General features: G+C 74.1%; 22 protein-coding genes and 1 riboswitch. Of the genes, 14 read left to right on the top strand and 8 right to left on the bottom strand.

The features are described 5' to 3' along the window. The first annotated feature begins 52 nt into the window (after positions 1–52). From ACFY3L_RS38905 to ACFY3L_RS38895, 3 genes are all read left to right on the top strand, one after another. A complete protein-coding gene (locus ACFY3L_RS38905) occupies positions 53–2,695 on the top strand; it encodes a CHAT domain-containing protein (RefSeq protein WP_389336254.1) in 2,643 nt (880 codons plus the stop codon). Between the two features lie 562 nt (positions 2,696–3,257). Further along, positions 3,258–3,635: a YybH family protein gene (locus ACFY3L_RS38900; RefSeq protein WP_389336251.1), complete on the top strand. Its 378-nt coding sequence runs from the start codon at positions 3,258–3,260 to the stop codon at positions 3,633–3,635. Between the two features lie 159 nt (positions 3,636–3,794). Then, on the top strand, positions 3,795–3,917 hold the full coding sequence (locus ACFY3L_RS38895) for a hypothetical protein (RefSeq protein WP_389336248.1): 123 nt from the start codon (positions 3,795–3,797) through the stop codon (positions 3,915–3,917). Here the strand turns inward: ACFY3L_RS38895 and ACFY3L_RS38890 are convergent. Then, positions 3,914–4,921 (bottom strand): LacI family DNA-binding transcriptional regulator, encoded by a 1,008-nt coding sequence (locus ACFY3L_RS38890; protein WP_389336246.1) that lies wholly within the window; start codon positions 4,919–4,921, stop codon positions 3,914–3,916. The two genes, ACFY3L_RS38895 and ACFY3L_RS38890, sit on opposite strands and share 4 nt — an antisense overlap. 57 nt (positions 4,922–4,978) lie before the next feature. Here ACFY3L_RS38890 and ACFY3L_RS38885 point away from each other — a divergent pair, with 57 nt between their 5' ends. Next, entirely contained in the window at positions 4,979–5,776 is a 798-nt protein-coding gene (locus ACFY3L_RS38885) for a phytanoyl-CoA dioxygenase family protein (RefSeq protein WP_389336243.1), read from the top strand. A gap of 15 nt (positions 5,777–5,791) precedes the next feature. Here ACFY3L_RS38885 and ACFY3L_RS38880 read toward each other — a convergent pair whose 3' ends face one another. Then, positions 5,792–6,670 carry a GNAT family N-acetyltransferase gene (locus ACFY3L_RS38880; protein WP_389336240.1) on the bottom strand — a complete coding sequence of 293 codons (879 nt, stop codon included), beginning with the start codon at positions 6,668–6,670 and terminating at the stop codon, positions 5,792–5,794. A gap of 59 nt (positions 6,671–6,729) precedes the next feature. On the opposite strand from ACFY3L_RS38880, the gene ACFY3L_RS38875 reads away from it, so the two are divergent. The 6 genes from ACFY3L_RS38875 (at position 6,730) to ACFY3L_RS38850 (ending at position 12,046) form a co-directional block, all read left to right on the top strand. Then, the gene (locus tag ACFY3L_RS38875; RefSeq protein WP_389336237.1) at positions 6,730–7,302 is read left to right on the top strand and encodes a hypothetical protein; all 573 of its coding nucleotides are present in this window, start codon (positions 6,730–6,732) and stop codon (positions 7,300–7,302) included. Then, positions 7,295–7,699 carry a DUF2809 domain-containing protein gene (locus ACFY3L_RS38870; protein ID WP_389336234.1) on the top strand — a complete coding sequence of 135 codons (405 nt, stop codon included), beginning with the start codon at positions 7,295–7,297 and terminating at the stop codon, positions 7,697–7,699. Before ACFY3L_RS38875 ends, ACFY3L_RS38870 begins: the two co-directional genes overlap by 8 nt. A gap of 66 nt (positions 7,700–7,765) precedes the next feature. Then, entirely contained in the window at positions 7,766–10,576 is a 2,811-nt protein-coding gene (locus ACFY3L_RS38865) for a glycoside hydrolase family 9 protein (RefSeq protein ID WP_389336231.1), read from the top strand. A 53-nt stretch (positions 10,577–10,629) separates the two neighbouring features. Further along, positions 10,630–10,920, top strand: coding sequence for a hypothetical protein (locus tag ACFY3L_RS38860; protein WP_389336228.1), 291 nt, complete (start codon positions 10,630–10,632; stop codon positions 10,918–10,920). Further along, positions 10,920–11,441 (top strand): adenylyl-sulfate kinase, encoded by a 522-nt coding sequence (locus ACFY3L_RS38855; RefSeq protein WP_389336225.1) that lies wholly within the window; start codon positions 10,920–10,922, stop codon positions 11,439–11,441. Before ACFY3L_RS38860 ends, ACFY3L_RS38855 begins: the two co-directional genes overlap by 1 nt. A 251-nt stretch (positions 11,442–11,692) precedes the next feature. Then, positions 11,693–12,046, top strand: a complete 354-nt coding sequence (locus tag ACFY3L_RS38850) for a hypothetical protein (protein ID WP_389336222.1) — start codon at positions 11,693–11,695, stop codon at positions 12,044–12,046. A gap of 178 nt (positions 12,047–12,224) precedes the next feature. Here ACFY3L_RS38850 and ACFY3L_RS38845 read toward each other — a convergent pair whose 3' ends face one another. Next, positions 12,225–12,851: an FMN-dependent NADH-azoreductase gene (locus tag ACFY3L_RS38845; RefSeq protein WP_389336218.1), complete on the bottom strand. Its 627-nt coding sequence runs from the start codon at positions 12,849–12,851 to the stop codon at positions 12,225–12,227. 96 nt (positions 12,852–12,947) lie between these two features. Between ACFY3L_RS38845 and ACFY3L_RS38840 the strand changes: the two genes are divergently transcribed. Then, positions 12,948–13,370 carry a MarR family winged helix-turn-helix transcriptional regulator gene (locus ACFY3L_RS38840; protein ID WP_389336215.1) on the top strand — a complete coding sequence of 141 codons (423 nt, stop codon included), beginning with the start codon at positions 12,948–12,950 and terminating at the stop codon, positions 13,368–13,370. A 13-nt stretch (positions 13,371–13,383) separates the two neighbouring features. Beyond that, positions 13,384–14,307 (top strand): hypothetical protein, encoded by a 924-nt coding sequence (locus tag ACFY3L_RS38835; protein WP_389336212.1) that lies wholly within the window; start codon positions 13,384–13,386, stop codon positions 14,305–14,307. Positions 14,308–14,337: 30 nt separating this feature from the next. On the opposite strand, the gene ACFY3L_RS38830 is transcribed toward ACFY3L_RS38835, so the two are convergent. Beyond that, positions 14,338–16,266 (bottom strand): S8 family serine peptidase, encoded by a 1,929-nt coding sequence (locus ACFY3L_RS38830; RefSeq protein WP_389336209.1) that lies wholly within the window; start codon positions 16,264–16,266, stop codon positions 14,338–14,340. A 246-nt stretch (positions 16,267–16,512) separates the two neighbouring features. Between ACFY3L_RS38830 and ACFY3L_RS38825 the strand changes: the two genes are divergently transcribed. Next, complete coding sequence (locus ACFY3L_RS38825; RefSeq protein WP_389336206.1) at positions 16,513–17,007, top strand: roadblock/LC7 domain-containing protein; 495 nt, start codon at positions 16,513–16,515, stop codon at positions 17,005–17,007. Between the two features lie 18 nt (positions 17,008–17,025). Here the strand turns inward: ACFY3L_RS38825 and bluB are convergent, their stop codons facing one another. The 3 genes from bluB to ACFY3L_RS38810 form a co-directional block, all read right to left on the bottom strand. After that, on the bottom strand, positions 17,026–17,646 hold the full coding sequence (bluB, locus tag ACFY3L_RS38820; protein WP_389336203.1) for a 5,6-dimethylbenzimidazole synthase: 621 nt from the start codon (positions 17,644–17,646) through the stop codon (positions 17,026–17,028). A gap of 41 nt (positions 17,647–17,687) precedes the next feature. Further along, positions 17,688–17,893: riboswitch (cobalamin riboswitch) on the bottom strand. Positions 17,894–17,903: 10 nt separating this feature from the next. Continuing rightward, the gene (locus ACFY3L_RS38815; protein WP_389336200.1) at positions 17,904–18,590 is read right to left on the bottom strand and encodes a metallophosphoesterase; all 687 of its coding nucleotides are present in this window, start codon (positions 18,588–18,590) and stop codon (positions 17,904–17,906) included. Positions 18,591–18,619: 29 nt separating this feature from the next. Next, a complete protein-coding gene (locus tag ACFY3L_RS38810; protein WP_389336197.1) occupies positions 18,620–19,360 on the bottom strand; it encodes an MBL fold metallo-hydrolase in 741 nt (246 codons plus the stop codon). A 71-nt stretch (positions 19,361–19,431) separates the two neighbouring features. On the opposite strand from ACFY3L_RS38810, the gene ACFY3L_RS38805 reads away from it, so the two are divergent. Then, positions 19,432–20,382 (top strand): GlxA family transcriptional regulator, encoded by a 951-nt coding sequence (locus ACFY3L_RS38805; RefSeq protein WP_389336194.1) that lies wholly within the window; start codon positions 19,432–19,434, stop codon positions 20,380–20,382. Between the two features lie 57 nt (positions 20,383–20,439). Here ACFY3L_RS38805 and ACFY3L_RS38800 read toward each other — a convergent pair whose 3' ends face one another. After that, complete coding sequence (locus ACFY3L_RS38800; protein WP_389336191.1) at positions 20,440–21,132, bottom strand: HAD family hydrolase; 693 nt, start codon at positions 21,130–21,132, stop codon at positions 20,440–20,442. Positions 21,133–21,200 lie beyond the last annotated feature (68 nt).

Below are 21,200 nucleotides of genomic sequence, written 5' to 3'. Positions count from 1 at the left end.
CGCCGATACGTCGGGTACCCGACAGTTCCTGTCGATGGCAGGATCGTCGGTTGTGAAGCCGCCGCTATCCGGCCCGACACCGGCGCCGCCTTCTGCCCTGGCGTTGGCGACGCGGGCCGTCGAGGCGGTCGCCGCCGATCCCGAGCACGCCGCTGTCCTGGCCGTCGCCGCCCTCGCCGCGGCCCGGCGGGCGAAGGACCCGGACGCGACGTCGGTGGCGCACCGGGCGCTGGGGCTCGCCGCCCGGGCCGGCGAGGACGCGCAGACCGCGGCCCGGCACCTGCGCGCCGCGCTGCGGGTCGCGGTGCGGCACAACCGGATGACCCTGGCGGCCGAGGCGCGGATGAGCCTGGCGCTGGTCCTGGACGACCTGGGCCGCCCCGCGGCCGCCGTCCGGGAGATCGACGTCGCCCTGTACAGCCTGCGCGGGCTGCGCCGTGGCCGGGCGGTGATGCAGCGGGCGCTGATCCTGCGCAGGCTCGGCCACGACGACGACGCGATGGCCGGCTACCGCGCGGCGCTACGGGTGTTCCGGCGCGCCGGCGACCGGCTCTGGCAGGCCCGGGCGCTCAACAACCGGGGCATCCTGCACGGCTACCACGGCAGCCACCGCCTCGCCGCCGCCGACCTGGACGCCGCCGCCGCGATCTACGCCGAGCTGGACCTGCCCGCGGCCGCCGCGCAGGTGCAGCACAACCTCGGGTTCGTCGCCGCGCAGGTCGGTGACGTCCCGCTGGCCCTCGCCCGCTACGAGCAGGCCCGCGCGGTGCTCACCCGGGAAGCCGGCCCGCACGCCGTCGCCCTGCTCGACCTCGCGGAGCTGCTGCGCTCCGCCCGGCTGCTCCCGGAGGCGCAGCAGGCGGCCCAGGACGCCGTCGACACCTGCCGCCGCGGCCGCCTCGACACCGCCCGCGGCGAGGCGGCCCTCCTGCTCGCCCGGGTCGTGCTGGCCCGCGGCAACGCCGAGGAGGCCCGCGACGCGGCCCGCTCCGCGCGGCGTGCCTTCACCGCGCAGCGCCGCCTCCTGCCCGCCGCCCGTGCCCGCGCCGTCGAGCTGGGCGCGGTCATCGCCTCCGGCCGGGCGCACCGCGGCACGCTGCGCGCGGTCCAGGAGGTGGCGGCGGAGCTCACCGCCGCCGGCTGGCTGCTGCCCGGCTGCGAGTCGTGGCTCGACGCCGCTCAGCTCGCCCTCGCTCTCGACGACCGAGCCGGCGCCGCCGCCTGCCTGGAACGGGCCGCCGTCGTCGCCCGGCGCGGCCCGGCCGTGCTGCGCGCCCGCTGGTGGCACCTGCGAGCGGTCGCGCACCTCGCCGACGGCGACGTCACCGCCGCGGCCCGCTGCGCCGACGCCGGGCTGCGCGAGTTCGAGGCGCACCGGGCCAGCCTCGGCGCCACCGAGCTGCGCGTCCGCAGCGGCGGCACGGTCGCCGACCTCGCCGCGTTCCGGCTGCGCCTCGCGGTCGCGCACGAGCCCGCGGAGCAGATCCTGCAATGGTCGCAGCGGTGCCGGGCCGCGGCGCTCTGGCTCCCACCCGCCCGGCCCAGCGGCGACCCCGTGATCGCCCGCGACCTGGCCCGCCTGCGCAGCGTCCACGCCGACCTCGCCGCCGCCCCGATCGGCGCCGCGCACACCGGCCGGCTCCTGCAGCGCCAGCGTGACCTGGAGGAGCAGGTGCGCCGCCGCTCCTGGCAGGCGCACGGCACCGAGGAGGCGACCGCCGCCGGCCCGCCCCTCGACGTGCTCGCCGCGGCCCTCGGCGACCTCGCGCTCGTCGACCTGCTCGCCGTCGACGCGAGCCTGCACGCCCTCGTGCTCGCCGGCGGCCGGGTCACGCACCGCCCGCTCGGCCCCGTCCAGCCGGTCCTCGACGAGCTGCACGGCCTGCGCTTCGCCCAGCGCCGCCTCGTCGCCGGCCGCGGCCACCGCGGCGCCGCGACCCTCGCCGCCGACCACGCCGCGGCCGACCTCGACCGCATGCTGCTCGCCCCGCTCGACGACCTCATCGGCGACCGCGACCTGGTCCTCGCCCCGACCGGCCACCTGCAGGCGCTGTCCTGGTCCCTGCTGCCCCGCTGCCGCGGCCGCGCCGTCCGCGTCACGCCCTCCGCCGCGACCTGGTGGCGGGCGCAGCGCACCCCCCGCCCCGCCGGCCCCTCGGTGTTCGTCGGCGCCGCCGACCCGCCGCAGGCGCTGCGCGAGGTGACGGGGATCGCCGCCGGTACACCTGGCGCGACCCTGCTCGCCGGCGACCGCGCCCTCGTCGGCGACGTGCTGCGCGCCCTGGACGGCGCCTCGCTGGGCCACATCGCCTGCCACGGCCAGTTCCGCACGGACAACGCCCTTTTCTCCGCGCTCCTGCTCGCCGACGGCCCGCTCACGATGTACGACCTCTCGGCCCTCGACCGCCCGCCCGGCACCCTGGTGCTGTCCGGGTGCGACACCGGCCTGTCCGCCGTGCACCCCGGGGAGGAGCTGCTCGGCCTGACCAGCACCCTGCTCCAGCTCGGCACCCGCACCGTGGTGGCGAGCACCGGCCCGGTCGACGACGAGGCCACCCGCGCGCTGATGACCGACTTCCACAAGCGCCTCGGCTCCGGCTGCACCGAGGCCGCCGCCCTCGCCGCCGCCCAGCTCGCCACCGACGGCGACGCCCGCTACAGCAGCGCCGGCTTCGTCTGCTACGGCGCCGGCTGAGCTGTAATTCCCCCCACCGCTGCCGCGCCGGGGCCCGGCGGGGATTCTCACCCGCACCCCAATGCGCCGCTCCGCGGCGCACTGCCCGCGCCGAGGCGCGGGGCAGGGCGAGCGGCTGCGCCGCATCCGGTGGCCGGCCGCCGCGGTGGCCGGGGTTGGGGTCCGCCATGATCCCGAATGATTCTGGTAGCCAGGGCTACCGGAACCGCACGGGATCATGGGGAAGCGACCAGGGTCGATCGCTAGACCGGGAAGTACCACGCTCAGGACGGCGATCTAGTTCCGCCCGCTTGATCGAAGTCGCAGGCTGGCCGCCCAGGCGGCCAGATCCGTCCTTTGATCACGCGGGGGCTGACGGTCCGGCAGCGTTCATGGTGGGCTGCCGGCCCTCCAGCGTCCTTGGCGACAAATACGAAATGTCGGATAAATTCGGGCGCTTGCGCCTGGATTCATCCGGGGAGTGGGGTGGCGCCTGCGGGTGCGTTGGTCCGCGCCCGTCGGGCCCCGGAACGGCTACGATGCGCGGGCGGACAGTGATGAGCGTCGAAAAGGGGGCCGGTCGGTGGTGGGGAGCGGACTGCAGGAGGCGCTCGAAGAGCACCTGGGGGCGCTGGAGCGCAAGGACCTCGCGGCGTACGCGGCGACGCTCGCCGAGGACGTGGTACTGATCCTGCCCAACGGCACGGTCGTCGACGGCAAGGCGGCCATGGTCGAGTTCCACCGCGAGATGTTCGCCGACGACAGCTGGACGCAGGACCGCACGGTCCGGAAGGTCACGCTCGCCGGCAGCACCGGATGGGTGCTGATCGAGTACCTGTGGACGACCGTCGACGCCGAAGGCGCGGTGGAGTCCCAGACCCGGGCGTACTTCACCCTCACCTACGCGCTCGTCGACGGCCGGTGGCTCGTCGTCGCCGACCAGAATACCCGCCTGCCGTAGCGGGCGGGTGCGGCGGGCCCAGCCGGCGGTGCCGAGGGCGGGGAGTGCCCGGCCGGACAGGCTGGAGCGTCGGCTACCCGACTCGCGAGACAGGAGGATCTCAACGCGGTGCACTGCACTGGCGGCTCGGCACCGACGACTCCAGCCGGTTGTCTCGACATGTACAACGAGGGCAACCAGATCGCCAAGACCGTCGAGGACGCCCCGATGGTGCCGGCCGGCTCCGGCATGCTCGCGGGCGGCCGGATACTCGAGTGGGGGCGGTTCGACCTGCTGTCCTAGAAGCCCGCGGTGCTCTCGCGGATCTCCAGGTGGTGGGGGACCGTGATCCAGCGGGCGGGCAGCCGCGCGCCCGCCGGGGTGAGCCGGTCCGCCAGGCACTGCAGGGCGTGCCGGGCGATCGCCGCCTTGTCCGGCGCGACCGTGGTCAGTGACGGCGTCGCGTAGCGGCCGTCCTCGATGTCGTCGACGCCGGCGACCGCCACGTCCGCCGGCACCCGCAGCCCCGCGCGCAGCGCCGCCCGGATCGCGCCGAGGGCGAGCTGGTCGTTGAAGCAGAACACCGCGTCGAACGGCACCCCGGCGGCCCGCAGCCCGTCGAGCGCGGCGGCGCCGTCCTCGCGGTGCAGCGCGCGCACCGGCACCTCCAGGGCCGGGTCGGCGGGCAGCCCGGCCGCGGCGAGCGCCGCGCGGTAGCCGGCCAGCCGGTGCGCGGCGGTGCCGTTGGCGAGGTGCGGCTGCAGGCCGATCGCGGCGACCCGCGTCCGGCCGAGTCCGATCAGGTGTCCCGTGGCCTCGGTCGCGGCCGTGACGTCGTCGATCGCCACGTGGTCGGCGTCGCCGTCCTGCTCGCCCAGCAGCACCAGTGGAGGACGGCCGGGAAGTGGCACCAGGTCGGCCGGTGCGAGGGCCCACGGGCTGATGATCAGGCCGTCGACGACCTGCGCGCGCGCCCCCTCGAACAGCCGCCGCTCCCGCTCGGCGTCGCCGTCGGTCTGGTCGACCAGCAGCGTCCACGAGCGCTCCTCGGCGCCCCGGGTGAGCAGCGCGGCGAGCTCGCCGAAGTACGGCGACGCGATCTCCGGCACGACCAGCCCGACCAGCCCCGACCGCCCGCCGCGCAGGCTGCGGGCGGCAGCGTTCGGCCGGTACCGCAGCTCGTCGATCGCCCGCTGGACGCGGGCCCGGGTCTCGGGCGCGACGAGCGGGAAGTCGTTGACGACGTTGGAGACGGTGCGGACCGAGACGCCGGCCCGCTCGGCGACGTCCTTCAGGCTGGCTCCCACGAAACTCATGGTATGCCACCACTTGCAACGTTGCATGCACGTTGCAACATGGACGGCATGACACCCCGTGACGACATCTACCGCGACGGCATCACCGCCTGCCCCGGCGCCTTCAGCGCCGAGTGGGCCGACCGGATGCGCGAGGACATCGAGGTCGCATTCGCCGAGGCGCTCGCCCGCCCCGGCGGCGCCGTCGGTCGCGGCCCCAACCGCTACTACGTCGAGATCCACCCCGAGCAGCTGCGCGGCTTCACCGACCTGGTCACGCACCCGTGGGTCACCGCCGTCTGCGCCGACGTGCTCGGCGACGACTACGAGATCGTCGAGCTCGGCTTCGACGTGCCCCTGCCCGGCGCCGTCGACCAGCCGTGGCACCGCGACTTCCCGATGACGGAGACGACCCGCCGCGAGGGCCGCCTCGACTCCCTCGCCTTCAACCTCACCGGCGTCGACACCGTCGAGGCCATGGGCCCGTTCGAGATCGCACCCGGCACGCAGTTCGACGACGAGCCGGACTTCGACCACGGCATGTTCCCGCCGAAGGAGAAGTGGGGCCGCTACCAGGAGCGCGCCGTCCGCAAGTACCCCCGCCGCGGCGACATCTCGGCCCGCTCGGCGCTCACCGTCCACCGCGGCACCGCCAACGTCTCCGACACGGCGAGGCCCGTCCTGGTCCTCGGCGTCGACGCCCCCGGCGCCGGCAATGCGGAGCGCCACGACCTGGCCGTCACCAGGTCGTTCTGGGCGACCCTGCCCGACGAGGTCCGCGCCCACCTGCACTGCCCCGTCGTCGACGAGCTCACCCCGATCGTCCAGAAGCACACCATCGAGGGCCTCGTCATGGGCGCCGCCTGACCGGCGCGGCGGCCGCTAGAGGTGCTTCTCGAACCAGTGGTGGGCGTAGGGCTCGTCGTTGAAGGCGGGCACCTCGTCGTAGCCGCTGGTGCGGTACAGGTGGATCGCCTCGGTGAGGTTGCGGTTGGTGTCGAGGCGGACGGTGCGGTGGCCGGCGGTGGTGGCGTGGCGCTCCAGCTCACCCAGGATGCGGCGGCCGAGGCCCAGGCCGCGGACGGTGGCGGAGACCCAGACGCGCTTGATCTCGGCGGGGGCGTCGCGGTGCAGTTTCAGGGCGCCGCAGCCGACCGGCTCGCCGGACAGGGTGGCGAGGAGGAACACGCCCCGGGGCGGGGTCAGCTCCTCGTCGTCGACCGGTCTGCTGACACCTGTGTCGAAGCCGTCGTCGAAGCGCTGGGAAAGCTCGCGGGCATACGCGCGCAGGCAGGCGCGGGCCCGCGGATCGGCGGGCGGGCAGGCCGTGAGCTCGACCATCGACGCCAGGAGCAGGCGCTCGACCTCCGCCATCGCGGTCGCCAGGCGGGACCGCTGGGCGTCGCTGAGCGGCCCGAGGATCGAGTGCGCCAGGTCGTCCGAGGCGCGGTCGAGGACCGCCCACTCGGCCCGCCCCGCATCCGTCAGAGAAGCTTCGCGGACGCGCGCGTCGCCGCTCGTACCGGCGCCGACGACGACGAGGCCATCGGCTTCGAGGGACCGCAGGAGCCGGCTCAGATAGCCCGCGTCCAGGCCGAGGCGGGCGCGCAGGGCGGCCACCTCGGCGCCGGCGGGGCCGATCTCCCACAGCAGGCGGGCCTGGCCGAGCGGGCGGCCGCGGGACAGGTACTCGTCGTCGAGCGCCCCGACGCGCTGCGTCACGGTCCGGTTGAAGCGGCGGACGGTCTGGAGGAGTTCCACATGTCTGACTATAGTCAGGTAACCCTCCGCAGTGGTGCCCGCCAGGCATACTCGACCCCGTGAAACGAGGCTGGTTGCTCGCGGTGGTCGCGACAGCGCTGATGGGCTGCATCGGGCCGTTCGCCGACACGGTCGACGAGGCGCTCCAGGACACCCCCGGCGACTACGACGAGTGCTGCATCAACGCCGAGCGGCCGCTGCTCGGCAAGCTCGCCGGCGCCCCGGTCACCGCGGTGACCGCCCCGGACTTCCCCGGGTTCCGGGTCGACGCCGTCGTCACGACGCACCAGTTCGACGCCGCCACCGAGAAGAAGGTGACCTGGGGGAAGGACGGCGACGGGCTGATCGCGCCGGACGACACCCACGACTACGTCCTCGCCCTCGTCGCCGGCGTGCCCGGCGGCGACCCGAAGGCCTACCCGCAGACGGTCGTGACCGTCGTGAAGGGGGCCACCTACGAGTCCACGCCGCTCGTCGACCCGTCCGACGGCAGCCGGATCAGCTCGGTGATCCTCGCCGTGCGGGTCCCGGCCGGGCAGGCGGTCCTGCTCACCGCCGAGGACCCCGGCCCGGGCGACCCCGCGGTCGACCTGCGCACCGGCCGCGCCGTGAAGTTCCCCGCCGATGCGTAGCCGCCTGCTCGCCCTCGCCGGTGTCGCGGCGGCCCTGGCGGTCGCGTTCGCGATCCGGGCCGTCGACGACGGCGCGCTGCGCCAGTACTCCGGGACCGCGCTGTACGCCTCCATGATCTACGCCGGGGTCTTCGTCCTCCGCCCCCGGACGACCCCGCTCGTCGCGGGCGCCGTCGCGATCGCCTGGTGCTGGGCGGTGGAGCTCGCGCAGCTGACCGGCGTCCCCGCCGAGCTGTCCGCGCGGAGCCTCCTGGCGCGGTACGCGCTCGGCGTGAAGTTCGACCCCGTCGACCTGGCCTGGTATCCGGTCGGCGTCGTGCCGCTGGTCCTCGTACACCTCGCGCTGAGAAGAAAGTTTCATGCCGCGACCAGGGAGGACGAGCCGGTCAGGCGGTGAGATGCCCGCGCCGGGGCGGTGACGCGGTTCAATCCGCGCACCGCCACCCGGAGAGGAGCACCACCCATGCGCAGGAGGATTCTCGGCGCAGTCGCGGCGCTCGGGGTCGCCGCCGCCACGACGGTCATCGCCGTGGCAGCCTCGACCCCGGCGACAGCCGCCCCCGCGTACAACTACGCGGAGGCACTGCAGAAGTCCATCTGGTTCTACGAGGCCCAGCAGGCCGGGCCGAAGCCCGCGTGGAGCCGGGTCGGGTGGCGCGGCAACGCCGCCACGACCGACGGCGCCGACGTCGGCCTCGACCTGACCGGCGGGTGGTTCGACGCCGGCGACCACGTGAAGTTCGGCTTCCCGATGGCGTTCTCGACCACCATGCTCGCGTGGGGTGCGGTGGAGTACCGCGACGCGTACGCGCAGTCGGGGCAGCTGACGCACCTGGTGAACAACCTGAAGTTCGTCAACGACTACTTCATCAAGGCGCACCCGTCCCCGAACGTCCTCTATGGACAGATCGGCTCCGGCAACCCCGACCACGCCTGGTGGGGCCCGGCCGAGGTGATGCCGATGGCGCGGCCCTCGTACAAGATCGACGCCACCTGCGGCGGCTCGGACCTCGCCGGTGAGACGGCCGCCGCCATGGCCGCCTCGTCGATCGTGATCCGCCCGACCGACGCCGCGTACGCCGACAAGCTCGTCACGCACGCGAAGCAGCTGTACTCGTTCGCCGACTCGGTGCGCCGCAAGTACAGCGACTGCATCACCGACGCGGCCAGCTACTACAACTCGTGGAGCGGCTTCAACGACGAGCTCGTGTGGGGCGCGATCTGGCTCTACCGCGCCACCAGCGACGCGACCTACCTCGCGAAGGCCGAGGCGGGCTACGACAACCTCAGCAACGAGAACCAGACCACGACGAAGTCCTACCGGTGGACGATCGCGTGGGACGACAAGTCGTACGGCTGCTACGTGCTGCTGGCGAAGCTCACCGGCAAGCAGCGGTACGTCGACGACGCCAACCGCTGGCTGGACTACTGGACCGTCGGCGTCAACGGCCAGAAGGTGCCCACCTCTCCCGGTGGCCAGGCGGTGCTCGACAGCTGGGGTTCGCTGCGGTACGCCGCGAACACGTCCTTCGTGGCGCTGCTCTACAGCGACTGGCTCACCGACGCCACCCGCAAGGCCCGCTACCACGACTTCGGCGTGCGGCAGATCAACTACATCCTCGGCGACAACCCCCGCAAGTCCAGCTACATGATCGGCTTCGGGGCGAATCCGCCGAAGAACCCGCACCACCGCACCGCGCACGGGTCCTGGACCGATCAGATCACCAACCCCGAGATCTCGCGGCACACGCTGTACGGGGCGCTCGTCGGCGGGCCGTCGTCGCCGAACGACGCCTACACCGACAGCCGGTCCGACTACGTGATGAACGAGGTCGCCACCGACTACAACTCCGGGCTCACCTCCGCCCTGGCCCGCATGTACGGCGAGTACGGCGGCACCGCCCTCGCCGGGTTCCCGGCCGCGGAGACCCCGGACGGCCCGGAGATGTACGTCGAGTCCTCCATCAACACCCCGGGGACTACGTTCACCGAGGTCAAGGCGATGGTCTACAACAAGTCGGCGTGGCCGGCGCGGACCCTCGACCAGGGCTCGTTCCGCTACTACTTCACCCTCGACGGCACCACCACGCCGTCGCAGATCTCGCTGACCAGCGCCTACAACCAGTGCTCGGCACCGACCGGCCCGACGCTGGTCAGCGGCAGCACGTACTACGTCACGGTCAGCTGCGCCGGGCAGAAGATCGCCCCGGCGGGCCAGTCCGCGTGGCGGCGCGAGGTCCAGTTCCGCATCACGTCCGCCGGCACCTGGGACCCGACGAACGACTGGTCGTTCCCGGCCGGCGCCACGCAGAGCCCGAACAACCACATCACGCTGTACGACGGGGCCACCAAGGTCTGGGGCGAGGCTCCCGGCACCGGTCCGGCGGACACCACGCCGCCGTCCACGCCCGGCGCGCCGACCTTCACCAACGTGACCTCGACGTCGGTCACCGCCTCGTGGGCGGCGTCCACCGACAACGTGGGCGTCGCGTCCTACCGGGTGTCCTCGGCGGCCGGGGTCGTCGGCACGACGACCGGCACGTCCCTGGCCATCACCGGGCTGTCGCCGGCGACCGCGTACAGCTTCCTGGTCGTCGCGGTCGACGCCGCCGGCAACACGTCGGCGGCCTCGCCGGTCGGCACCGTCACCACCGCACCCGCGACCGGTGACGTCACCCCGCCGTCGAAGCCCGGCACGCCCGTCGCGTCGGGGGTCACCAGCAGCGGCGCGACCCTCACCTGGGCCGCGTCGACCGACGCCGTCGGCGTCACCGGCTACGACGTCCTGCGCCTCGGCGGCACCGCCGGGCCGGTCGTCGTCGCCACCGCCACCGGCACGACCGCCGCGGTCACCGGGCTGACGGCGTCGACGGCGTACCAGTTCGCGGTCCGGGCCCGCGACGCCGCCGGCAACCTGTCGGTGCTGTCCGACCCGGTCACGGTCACGACCACCGGCACCACCACCGGCAGGTCCTGCGAGGCCACCTACCGCGTCACGAACCAGTGGGGCGACGGCTTCAACGGCGAGGTGACCGTGCGCAACTCCGGCGGCCAGGCGATCACCGGCTGGACGGTCACGTTCACCTTCCCGGGCAACCAGCGGGTCACCAACGGCTGGTCCGGCGTCTGGTCGCAGACCGGCGCCGCCGTCACGGTCCGCAACGCCGACTGGAACGGCGCCCTGGCACCCACCGCGTCGACGGCGGCCGGGTTCAACGCGTCCGTCAGCGGCACCAACACCGCTCCGGCCACGGTCACCTGTACCGCGAGCTGAGCTGTGCGATCGGCCCCGGCGCGTGGCGCGCCGGGGCCGTATCATTGACGGCGATGACCGACGTCGTGATCGACCTCGACATCCCCGCTCCGGCGGCTGTCGCGGGAAGCCGCCGCCGTGGCGTGCTGCCGCGGATCGCCGTGCTGGCCGCGTGCGTCGCGGTGGCCGCCGTGCCGGCCGCCGCGCCCCTGCCGGTGTCGGTGGGGCAGCGGCTGCCGGTCCCGAGCTACTGCACCGGCGACCCGCTGCCGGGCGGCCGCCTCAACATCGTGCAGGACCACGTGTACATCCTCCTCGACGGCCAGACCGGCGTCGTCCTGAGCACCGGCCGCTGCCCCCGCTGATGACCGGCGCGAGCGAGGTGCTGTTCATCGGCGGCAGGTCAGGCGTCGGCAAGAGCAGCGTGGCGGTGGAGCTGCACGTGCGGTTGTCGGCGGTGGGTGTACGGCACTGCGTCATCGAGGGCGACAACCTCGACCTGGCCCATCCGCCACCGTGGGAGCACCACCTCGCGGAGCGCAACCTCGCCGCCATGTGGGCCAACTACCGCGCCCTCGGCTACCGGCGCCTGATCTACACCAACACCGTCAGCGTCCGGCAGGTCGCCGCGCTCACGGCCGCGATGGGCGACGACCCGCGCGTCACCGCCGTCCTGCTCACCTCCTCCGACGCGACCGCCCGCGCCCGGCTGGCCCGGCGCGAGATCGGCACCGCCCTCCAGCTGCACGTGGAGCGCAGCGACGCCGCGGCCAGGTCCCTCGACGCGTCGGTGCCGCCGTCCGTACACCGGATCCCCACCGACGACAGGACCGTCGCCGACCTCGCCACCGACATCCTGGCGCTGACCGGCTGGCCGTCCCGGTAGGGTCCGCGCCGCCTACCGCGGCCGCACCTCGACGCCGCGTCCGCGCAGGACCGCGGGCACGTCGTCCATCGTCGTCGCCGTGAACCGGCACCGCACTTCACGGCCGCCCCGGACGGCTTCCTCGCCACGACGATCCCCGCCCTGCCGCCGCTCGGCGCGACGGCCTGACCGGCGGACCGTCCTGCCGGCGCGGGGCCGGGGCGCCCGAAAACCACGTGCGGGAGGGCGGCGGGGCGTGTTGCGATCGGGGTATGACGATCGACCGGACGCGGCGCTACGAGCGGGGGACGCAGGTGTGGTTCGGCGGGCAGGGGCAGCGGTGGGCGGCCATGCGGGTGTTCGCGCCGGCGGACCCGGCGGAGGTGGCCGGGTACGTCGTGCGGCGCCAGCGGGAAGCGGTCCGTGAGAGCGTCTCGGCGGCCGTGCGGGCGGTGCTGCCGTGCCGGCGGATCCAGCGCGACCACCCGGGTCCGGCGCGGGAGACACCGTTCGCCAGGCACGGCGCCGGCCGGAGCGGCCACGCCGGCGGCAGGCGGCAGGTCTGGGGGCCGGCGCGGCGCCGCTCGCCGGCATGCGTCAACGGGTCGGGAGCGAGAGGACGGTGACAGCGGCGCGGCCCGCCGGGCGGCGCCCCGCGCCGGTGCCTGGCGGGCCGCCCCTGCGCCGGTGCGACGAAGGACGGAACGGGGCCTGACCGTCCCCGACAAGGCCCCGCCTCGACGGTCCGACCCCCCGGACGGCCCGCACGCGCAGGACAGCGGGCCGGCCCGGGGGAGTGGTGCGTCAGAAGCGCTTCGCGGCCTCGGTCGCGTCGGCGGTGGCCAGGGCGCGGCCCGCGGCGGCGTCGGCGGTGGCCAGGTTGGGACGGAAGGCGACCGTGGTGATGTCGGTGATACCGGCCCAGCGCAGCCAGTCCTCGAAGTACGGGCGCTGGAAGTCGGTGCCGAACGCGGGGCCGCGGCCCTCGCCGTAGACGGCGCTGGTGTAGACGACCGCGGCCTTGCGGCCGGTGAGCAGGCCGCGGTAGCCCTCGACGGGGTCGAAGCCGAAGACCAGGCCCGGCTGGCTGACCACGTCGATGAACTGCTTGAGGATGTACGGGATGCCGGCGTTCCACATCGGCACCGAGAACAGCAGCTTGTCGGTGGCGGCGAAGCGGTCGAACGCGGCTCGCGCGGCGGCCCAGGCGGCGGCGCCCTCGCCGGTGGGCTCGACGCCCGCGAACACGTCCATCTTCGCGCCGGCGGCGGCCGGGCCGAACGCCGGCAGCGTGCCGTCCCACAGGTCCCACTCGGTGACCTCGTGGGTGGGGTGCTGCTCCCCGTACACCTGCAGGAAACGCGACGCGAGCGCGCGTGACTCGGAGCGGGTGCCGCGCGGGGACGCCGAGATGTGCAGCAGCTTGGTCATGGTGAACCTCCGAAAGAAAGTGTGTGCGCACGCACCTAACATTGGTGAAAGCTAGCCACTTGCGTGCGCACGCACAAGAGTTGGTACGGTGTGACGATGGACAACACGGCCGCCTGGGCGGGCCTGCTGCGGGTGCACGCCGCGCTGGTCCCGGTGCTGGACCAGGAGCTGCAGGCGGCCCACGGCCTGCCGCTGACCTGGTACGACGTGCTGCTGGAGCTCAACTCGGCGAAGGACCGCCGGCTCACGATGGGGGAGCTGGGCGCGAAGGCGGTGGTCAGCCGCAGCCGCACCAGCCGCGTCGTCGACGAGCTCACCAAGGCCGGCCTCGTCGAGCGGGTCGCCAACCCGGCCGACGGGCGCTCGGCGTTCGCGCGGATCACGGCCGCGGGCCGGGCCAGGCTGCGGGCCGCCGCGCCGACCTACCTCGCCGGCATCGAGGCGCACTTCACCAGCAGGATGACCGCGGCCGAGGCACGCACGGTCGCGACGGCATTGGAAAAAGTGCTCAAGGGGTAGATACTCACCGGGCATGGAGAAGGGTCCGGGTCGTGACCTCGCGCACGCGCTTCGCACCGGCCCGTTCTCCGCGGCGCTGCACCTGGCCATCGAGGACCGCGGCATCCGCCTCGAGGAGATCCAGCAGCAGCTCGCCAGCAAGGGCGTCAGCGTCAGCATCACCACGCTGAGCTACTGGCGGCGGGGGCGCAGCCGCCCCGAGCGGCCCGAGTCGCTCAAGGCCGTCCGGCTGCTCGAGCAGATCCTGGCGCTGCCCGAGGAGTCGCTGATCGTGCAGCTCGGGCCGCGCCGCCCGCGGGGGCGCTGGCTGAGCCAGCCGCCGGGCACCATCGACGTCGACCGGCTGTTCAGCGACGGCACCAGCGTGGCGAAGATGGTCGGCGAGCTCGACCGGTGGATGTACCACGAGCTGACCAGGCTGAGCCTGCACGACCTGTACGTCGTCGGCCCCCGGCGGCAGGAGCTGGGCCTGACCTGCCGGCAGGTGCTGCGGGCCAACATCGACCGGGTCTCCCGGACCGTGGCGGTCTTCCTCACCGACGACCCGGCCGCGAAGGTGACCGTCAGCGCGATCCGCAACTGCCGCATCGGCCGGGTCCGGTCCGACGCCGGCGGGCTCGTCGCGGCGGAGATCATCTTCGACCGGATGCTGGCGCAGGGGGAGACGGTGGTGGTGGAGTACCAGTACCGCAGCGACTCGCTCTCACCGACCGACAAGTACTACCGGGGCTTCTCGACACCGGTCACGGAGTACGTGCTGCAGGTGCAGTTCGACCACGACGCGGTGCCGGCACGCTGCCGGCGGTTCGAACGCCGCGCGCTCAACGCGCCGGACCAGGGCGTGTGGGAGACGTGGATCGGCTCGACCCACGGCGCCCACGTCGTCGCCTCCGACGTTCCCCCCGGCATCGTCGGCATGCGGTGGGAGTGGGAGTGATCGCCGTTGACCACTCCCACCCCCTTCTGGTTATGACGCGCTGATCGAGACGTCGTCGAGGACGAAGCTGGTCTGCAGCGACCAGTCCTCGACGCCGTTGAACTTCAGCGTGACCGTCTGCCCCGCGAACGCGCTCGCGTCGACGACCTTCTCCACGTACCCGCTGGTCCTGTCCAGGTTCGTGTAGGTGGCCACGGTGGTGCCGCCGAGGGTGACGGTCAGCTTGTCGTAGGCCAGGTTCTCGGTCTCCGCGGTGGTGATGCGGATCCAGAAGCGCAGCTGCACGGTGGTGCAGCCGGACGGGATCGCCACCGGCTGCGAGACCGTGTCGGTCTGCACCCGTCCACCGCCGTTGAGCCACGCGTTGCGGGTGCCGCTGCGCGCCGGGTACTGCGACCACGTGCCGATCACGTTCGCGGTCGCGGTCCACGGCGACGTGCCGCTCTCGAAGCCACCGTTGCCGACGGGCTGCGAGGGTGCGCAGCCGCCGCCACCGGTGGTGACCGTCCAGGTGAACTGGGCCGACGCGGTCTTGTTCGCCGCGTCCGTCAGCGTCACCGTGACGTTCGAGGTGCCCGCCGTCGTCGCGCTGCCGGTGATCCGACCGGTCGACGCGCCGATGGACAGCCCGGCCGGGAGGCCGGACGCGCTCCAGGTGTACGGCGTGGTGCCGCCGCTGCCCTGGACCTGCACGTCGACCTGTTGGCCGACGACGGAGCTCTTGTTGCCCGGGCTGGTCACGGCCGGGTCATTGGTGCCCCCGCCGATGAAGGCCGTGTAGAGCAGGACGTTCGGCGACCCGCTGCCGGCGCTGGTGATCTTCCCGGTGGTGCCGTTGTTCACGAGCGCGTCGCGGACCTGCGCCGGCGTCGCGTTGGGGTTCGCGCCCAGGTAGAGCGCGGCGGCGCCGGTGACGTGCGGCGACGCCATCGAGGTGCCCGTCATCGTCGCGCTGCCGGTGTTGCTGGAGTACGACGCCGACACGATGCTCGTCCCCGGTGCGAACAGGTCCAGGCACGAGCCGTAGTTGCTGGTGCTGTTGCGGGCGTCGGAGCTGTTGCTGTTGCCGACGGTGATCGCCGCGGCGACCCCCTGCGGGCTGTAGTAGCAGGCGTCGTCGCCGTTGTTGCCGGCCGCCTGCACGAACTGCACGCCCGAGCTGATCAGGCTCGACACCGCGCTGTCCATGGCCTGGCTGCTGCACCGGCTGCCGCAGCCGATCGAGTAGTTCGCGACCGCCGGCTTCTGGGCGTTGCTGCGCACCCAGTTGATCCCCGCGATCAGGTCGTCGTTGGTACCGGTGCCCTGGCAGTCAAGGACGCGGACCGAGACGAGGTTCGCCTTCTTCGCGATGCCGTACGAGGTGCCGACCGCCGTGCCCGCGACGTGCGTGCCGTGGCCGTGGCAGTCGGCGGGGTTGCTGTCCCCGTCGACGATGTCGGTGCCCTGCCTGACCCGGCCGCTGAAGTCGACGTGGCTCGCGTTGAGGCCGGTGTCCAGCACGTACACGGTGACGCCCTGCCCCGGGTTCGCCGGGTAGGTGAACGCCTGGTTCAGTGGCAGGCTCCGCTGGTCGATGCGGTCGTCGCCCCAGTTCGGCGGGTTGTTCTGGGTGTCGAGCACGGTGATGCGCTGGACCGCCTCGACCGACGCGACGGCCGGGTCGGCGGCCAGCCGCCGCGCCTGCTGCGCGGACATGCTCGCCGAGAAGCCCCGCTGCACGGTGTCGAACACGTGCCGCGTCTGCCCTCCGAACCTGCCGGTGAGCCGCTGGGCCTGGGTGGCGATCGCGGTGGAGCCGTCCTTCAGCGTGACGATGTAGCGGCCCGCCACCGCGTCGGGACTGTCCGCGTACAGGATCGCGCCTTGCGCGGTCGCCGCCGCCGGTGCGGCCGCCGCGAAGGCGCCGGCCAGCGCCGCGACGAGCGCGGTGCCGGCCGCCGTAATTCGGTGGAACACGGTGAGACCTCCTCCGAGGGGATGCCGGCTCCGTGGCCGGGTCCGGTTGACGCCGACCCCGGAGGGCTGCAGCAGAAGGTAGGAGGACGCGACCGTCGATGGTCACCCCGGTGAACAGACGGCGACGATCTGCGCCGTCAAAACTGTTTATGAGTGGCGCGCGGTTCACCGGCGGTGACCGGCGGATCGGTAGAACCTCGCGCTGGCCCGCCATCAGCTGCGCGCGATCGAAGCGGGCCTCGAACTGTGACGTCCGGCTTCTTCGGCGGCGCTCCCGGCGCGGACGGCCTGCCGCGCCGGGAGCGCCCCGAGCCCGGCGGCGGGGCCGGGCAGCCGCAGCCGATCGGCGCCCGGCCCGAGCCGCTCGACGCCGCCCTGTCGCCGGTTCGCGCCGCGATGGAGGACCTCCGCCTGCGCGTGCCGGGGGTCCGCGGCAGCGTGCTCGCCGGCGTCGACGGCCTGCTGGTCACCTACGACCTGGGCGCCTGCGACACCGGCGGCGGGACCGACCCGCACGACGCGGCCGCCCTGGCGGCGACGACCTTGGGCCGGCAGGTGGCGCTGGTGCTGGGGCAGGCGCCGTTCCGGGACGCGACCATGCGCAACGACGGCGGTTACTTCACCGTGTACGCCGTGGACGGCGGCACGCTGCTCGCGGTGCTCGGCAGCGACGGGCTCAGCGTCGCCCGCCTGCACCTGGAGGCCCGCCCGACCTGCCAGCGCCTCGCCGCGCTGCGCTGAGCCCGCGACCGCGAGGGCTCACCAGCGGTCGTGGTGCAGGGCCTCGGAGAGCGGGGTGCGGCGGCGCCAGCCGTGGCGTTCCAGGTCCGGGACGGACTCCAGGTGGGTCACCGGGCCCAGGCAGAGCCAGGCGACGGGCCGGACGGTGGCGGGGATGCCCAGCAGGTCGCGGACGAACGGTTCGCGGTAGAACGAGACCCAGCCGACGCCCAGGCCCTCCGCGGTCGCGGCGAGCCACAGGTTCTGGATGGCGAGGCAGACGGAGTAGAGGCCGGCGTCGGCGATCGCGTGGCGGCCGAGGACCGCCGGGCCGCCGCGGCCGGGGTCGTACGTGACGACCACGGACAGGGCCGACTCCAGCACACCGTCGATCTTGATCCGGGCGAAGGTCGCGGCGGACGGGGCGTCGAGGGTGGCCGCGAACGTGTCGCGCTCGGTGCGGACGTGGTCGTGGAAGGCGCCGCGCAGGGCGGGGTCGCGGACGAGGACGAAGTCCCACGGCTGGGACAGGCCGACGCTCGGCGCGGCGTGGGCGGCGCCCAGCACGCGGTCGAGGACGTCGGCGGGGATCGGCGCGCCGGTGAACTGGCCGCGCACGTCGCGGCGGCGGTGCACGACGTCGTACAGGTCGGTGCTCATGAGGGCAGGCTCCCGCTGCTCGTGGCCGCCCGTCACGGACGGACGGCCGGTGACCGCGAGGCCGGTCTTCGGACTCTCGGATCAACGCCTGCACCGTCCGCCTTCCCAGCCCTGGGGCCAGTGACCGCGCACCGCGGGGTGCGCATGGACGGCAGCTCCCCGATCACCGCGGCGGGCCCGTGCCGGATTCACACCGGCTTCCCGATTCTCCCCAGGGCACTGGGGCACCTCGCATCAAGTTCGTGCCGCCAGGCAGCCTACGGCACGCAGAGCCGGTAGTGGGTGGTGAGCCGGCCGTCCTCGACGAGGTGGAACGCGAGCGCCGGCGGCGGCTCGGGCCGGTCCTCCGGCTCCCACGGCAGCACCATCGTCGACTCGACCCCCGGCGCGGCGAGGACCGGCACGCCCGCGAACGTGCTGACGGCGGCGCTGTGGACGTGCCCGCACAGGACGGCCAGCACGTCCGGGTGGCGGCGGAGGACCTCGGCGAGCCGTCCGGCGCCGAGCTGGCGGACCTGGTCCGCGGCGGGCTTGCCCACCGGTACCGGCGGATGATGACAGCACACGAGCGCGGGCATGCCCGCCGACGCCGCGAGGGTGTCGTCGAGCCACTGGAGGGTGTCGTCGTCGAGCCATCCCTCGGCGTGCCCGGGCACCGACGAGTCGCACAGCGCGAACAGCACCCCCGCCACGGTCTCGGCGCGGTCGGTCCGGAACGCGGCCGGGTCGTCGTGGTTGCCGGGCACCGCGAGGACGGGCACGCCGAGCGTCCGGAGCCGGCCGAACGCCGCGTATTCGGCGTCGAGCCCGTGGTCGGCGACGTCCCCGGTGACGAGCACGGCGTCCACCGGCCGGCGGAGGTCGCCGAGGTACGCGAGGACCCGGTCGAAGCGGTCGGGCGGCGGGGCGCCGAGGTGGAGGTCGCTGAGGTGGGCGATGAGCACCCCTGCCGGTTACCCAGGCGGGCGCGCGGCTACCGCAGCAGGTGCGCGCTGCCCGCGGCCTCGAACGCGGCGCGGACGTCGGCGACGCCTTCGGTGAAGTGCGCCCAGCCGTCGACGTGGACCGGCACCACGGTCTTCGCGTCCAGGAGCCTGGCCGCCGCCAGCATTCCGGCCGCGCCGAGCGTGAGGTCGGCGTCGCCGAGCAGCGCGGTGCGGGCCCTGCCGCCGAACAGGATCGCCACGTCGACGGACGGGAAGCGTTCCGCGATCGCGGCGACGACGTCCAGCGACGCGTTGTCGCCGCTCACGTAGACGGTCGGCAGGCCGTCGCCGTGCAGGACGAACCCGGTGACGGGGCCGGTGAGGTGCTCGGTGCCGGCGGGGCCGTGCCGCGCGGGGACGGCGGTGACCCGCACGTGGCCGCCGCCACCGGGGCGCGGCAGGTCGGCGTGGGACCACGGGTCCAGGCCGGTGACCTGGCCGCCCAGGCGGGCGGCCGCCGCGGGGGTGCTGAGCACCACCGGTACCGACGCCGCGAACGCACGACCGAGGGTGTCGAGGTTGTCGGGGTGCTGGTCGTGCGAGAGCAGCACGACGTCGACGGCGCCGGCGTCGTCGGGGGTGCCGGCGGCGGGCTCGGTCTTGGTCAGCACGCGGTTGCCGAGCTGGTACCGCCCGGGCGGGTCGAACGTGGGGTCGGTGATGAACGTGACGCCACCGACGCCGAACACCACGGTCGGGCCGCCGAACCGCTGGAACTTCATCGTCATGGCCCTCACCCTCGCCGCTCCGGACGCTCGCCGGCAGTGGCCGGAACGCCATCCTCCGATACGATCAAGCCATGACGCGTTCGGCGACGACGGTCGGGGTGCTGATCGGCGACGGCGCGCCGATGCTGGAGGTCGCCGTGGCACCCCGGGTGTTCGGCGTCGCGGCCGTCTTCGACGTGCGGACCGCGGGCGAGCACCCGGGCCCGCTGTCGACGACGGCGGGCATCGCCCTCACCGCCCCGCACCCGCTCGACGACCTCGACACCGCCGGCGTCGTCGTCGTGCCCGGCTGGCGGGTGCCCGGCGGCGCGCCGGTCGCGCCCGGCATCCTCGACCGGCTCCGCCGCGCGCACGACGAGGGCGCCACGGTCGTCGGGCTGTGCCTGGGCGCGTTCGTCCTCGCCGAGGCCGGCCTGCTCGACGGCCGCCGCGCCACGACGCACTGGCGGCACCTGCCCGCGTTCGCGGCCCGCTTCCCCGCGGTCGACGTCGTCGAGGACGCGCTGTATGTCGACGAGGGCACGGTCGTCACCAGCGCCGGCAGCGCCGCGGGGCTCGACGCCTGCCTGCACCTGCTGCGCCGCGACCACGGCCCCGCGCTCGCCAACGCGGCCGCCCGCGCCCTCGTCGTCGCCCCGCAGCGGGCCGGCGGCCAGGCCCAGTTCATCGAGCGCCCGGTCCCGCGGCTGCGCGCCGGTGACGCCGTGAGCGACGCGATGCGCCTCGCCCTGGAGCGCCTCGACGACCCGGCCCTGGACATCGACCGCCTCGCCGCCGCCGTCCACCTGAGCCGCCGCACGTTCGACCGCCGCTTCCGCGAGACGACCGGCTCGTCCCCGCTGCGCTGGCTGCTCCAGCAGCGCGTCCTGCGCGCCCAGCACGTCCTGACCACCACCGACCTGGACATCGACGCGGTCGCCCGCGCCTGCGGCTTCACCGACGGCGTCGCCCTTCGCCCTCACTTCCGCCGCCAGGTCGGCGTCCCGCCCCACGCCTACCGCGCCAGCTTCCGCACCCCCTGAAACCGCCCCTGCCACGCCCGGCACCCGGGCTCGGCCGGCGCGCTCCCGGCCGGTGGCTCAGTGGGGGAGCAGGAGGGCGGGCAGGTCGAGCAGCGAGCCGATCCGGTCCGCTTCGCCGGACGGGCCGGTGCCGGTGCGGTCGAGGTGGACGGCGCGCAGGCCGGCGGCGCGGGCGGGCAGGACGTCCAGGTCGTGCCGGTCGCCGACGCTCACGACGGTCTCCGGGGCGAGGCCCCAGCGGCGGCACGCCTCGGTGAAGACGGCGGGGTCGGGCTTGAACAGGCCGAGGGTCTCGGCGGTGTAGACGGGGCCGGCGAGGTCACGCAGGCCGATGCGGGCGAGCTTGCCGTTCTGCTGCTCCTCGATGCCGTTGGTGAGGACGGCGGTGCGCAGTCCCGCCTGCCGGATCGCCGCCAGTGCGGGGCGGGCGTCCGGGTAGGCGGCCCAGGACCGCTCGTACATCAGCAGAAAGCCGGAGAAGAGGGCGTCGAGCCGCTCGTCGGCCTCGCAGGGGGTGCCGAGGGCGGCGAGGAAGTCGCGGAGCCGGTTGCGGCGCTGCTGCTGAAACGTGACCCGGCCGGCGCGCCACGCTTCCAGGTGCCGCTCCTGGACCGTGGCCCACAGGGTCCGGTTGCCGGCGTCGGGCTCGACCCCGATCGTGGGCAGCCAGCGCCGCAGGGCCGCGGTGACGGCGGCCTCGTGGTCGAGCAGGGTGCCGTCGAGGTCGAGCAGGACGCCGCACAGCTTCACACCGCGCACTCTACGGGGTGACGCTTCTAACCCTATTTCCGATCGGAAAAGCAGGTATACGATCATGC

The sequence above is a fragment of the Dactylosporangium sp. NPDC000521 genome (genome assembly GCF_042898305.1).
Taxonomy (GTDB): domain Bacteria; phylum Actinomycetota; class Actinomycetes; order Mycobacteriales; family Micromonosporaceae; genus Dactylosporangium.
Note: the sequence above shows the minus strand (reverse complement) of the source record. Positions and strands in the feature narration are given on the sequence as shown.

Bases quoted from the DNA above. Each gene is read 5' to 3' on its own strand.
- ACFY3L_RS38895 (WP_389336248.1), top strand. From the start codon at position 3,795: ATGTACAACGAGGGCAACCAGATCGCCAAGACCGTCGAGGACGCCCCG.
- ACFY3L_RS38810 (WP_389336197.1), bottom strand. From the start codon at position 19,360: ATGACGATGAAGTTCCAGCGGTTCGGCGGCCCGACCGTGGTGTTCGGC.
- ACFY3L_RS38850 (WP_389336222.1), top strand. From the start codon at position 11,693: ATGACGATCGACCGGACGCGGCGCTACGAGCGGGGGACGCAGGTGTGG.
- ACFY3L_RS38870 (WP_389336234.1), top strand. From the start codon at position 7,295: ATGCGTAGCCGCCTGCTCGCCCTCGCCGGTGTCGCGGCGGCCCTGGCG.
- ACFY3L_RS38885 (WP_389336243.1), top strand. From the start codon at position 4,979: ATGACACCCCGTGACGACATCTACCGCGACGGCATCACCGCCTGCCCC.
- ACFY3L_RS38840 (WP_389336215.1), top strand. From the start codon at position 12,948: ATGGACAACACGGCCGCCTGGGCGGGCCTGCTGCGGGTGCACGCCGCG.
- ACFY3L_RS38865 (WP_389336231.1), top strand. From the start codon at position 7,766: ATGCGCAGGAGGATTCTCGGCGCAGTCGCGGCGCTCGGGGTCGCCGCC.
- ACFY3L_RS38855 (WP_389336225.1), top strand. From the start codon at position 10,920: ATGACCGGCGCGAGCGAGGTGCTGTTCATCGGCGGCAGGTCAGGCGTC.
- ACFY3L_RS38835 (WP_389336212.1), top strand. From the start codon at position 13,384: ATGGAGAAGGGTCCGGGTCGTGACCTCGCGCACGCGCTTCGCACCGGC.
- ACFY3L_RS38860 (WP_389336228.1), top strand. From the start codon at position 10,630: ATGACCGACGTCGTGATCGACCTCGACATCCCCGCTCCGGCGGCTGTC.
- ACFY3L_RS38805 (WP_389336194.1), top strand. From the start codon at position 19,432: ATGACGCGTTCGGCGACGACGGTCGGGGTGCTGATCGGCGACGGCGCG.
- ACFY3L_RS38845 (WP_389336218.1), bottom strand. From the start codon at position 12,851: ATGACCAAGCTGCTGCACATCTCGGCGTCCCCGCGCGGCACCCGCTCC.
- bluB (WP_389336203.1), bottom strand. From the start codon at position 17,646: ATGAGCACCGACCTGTACGACGTCGTGCACCGCCGCCGCGACGTGCGC.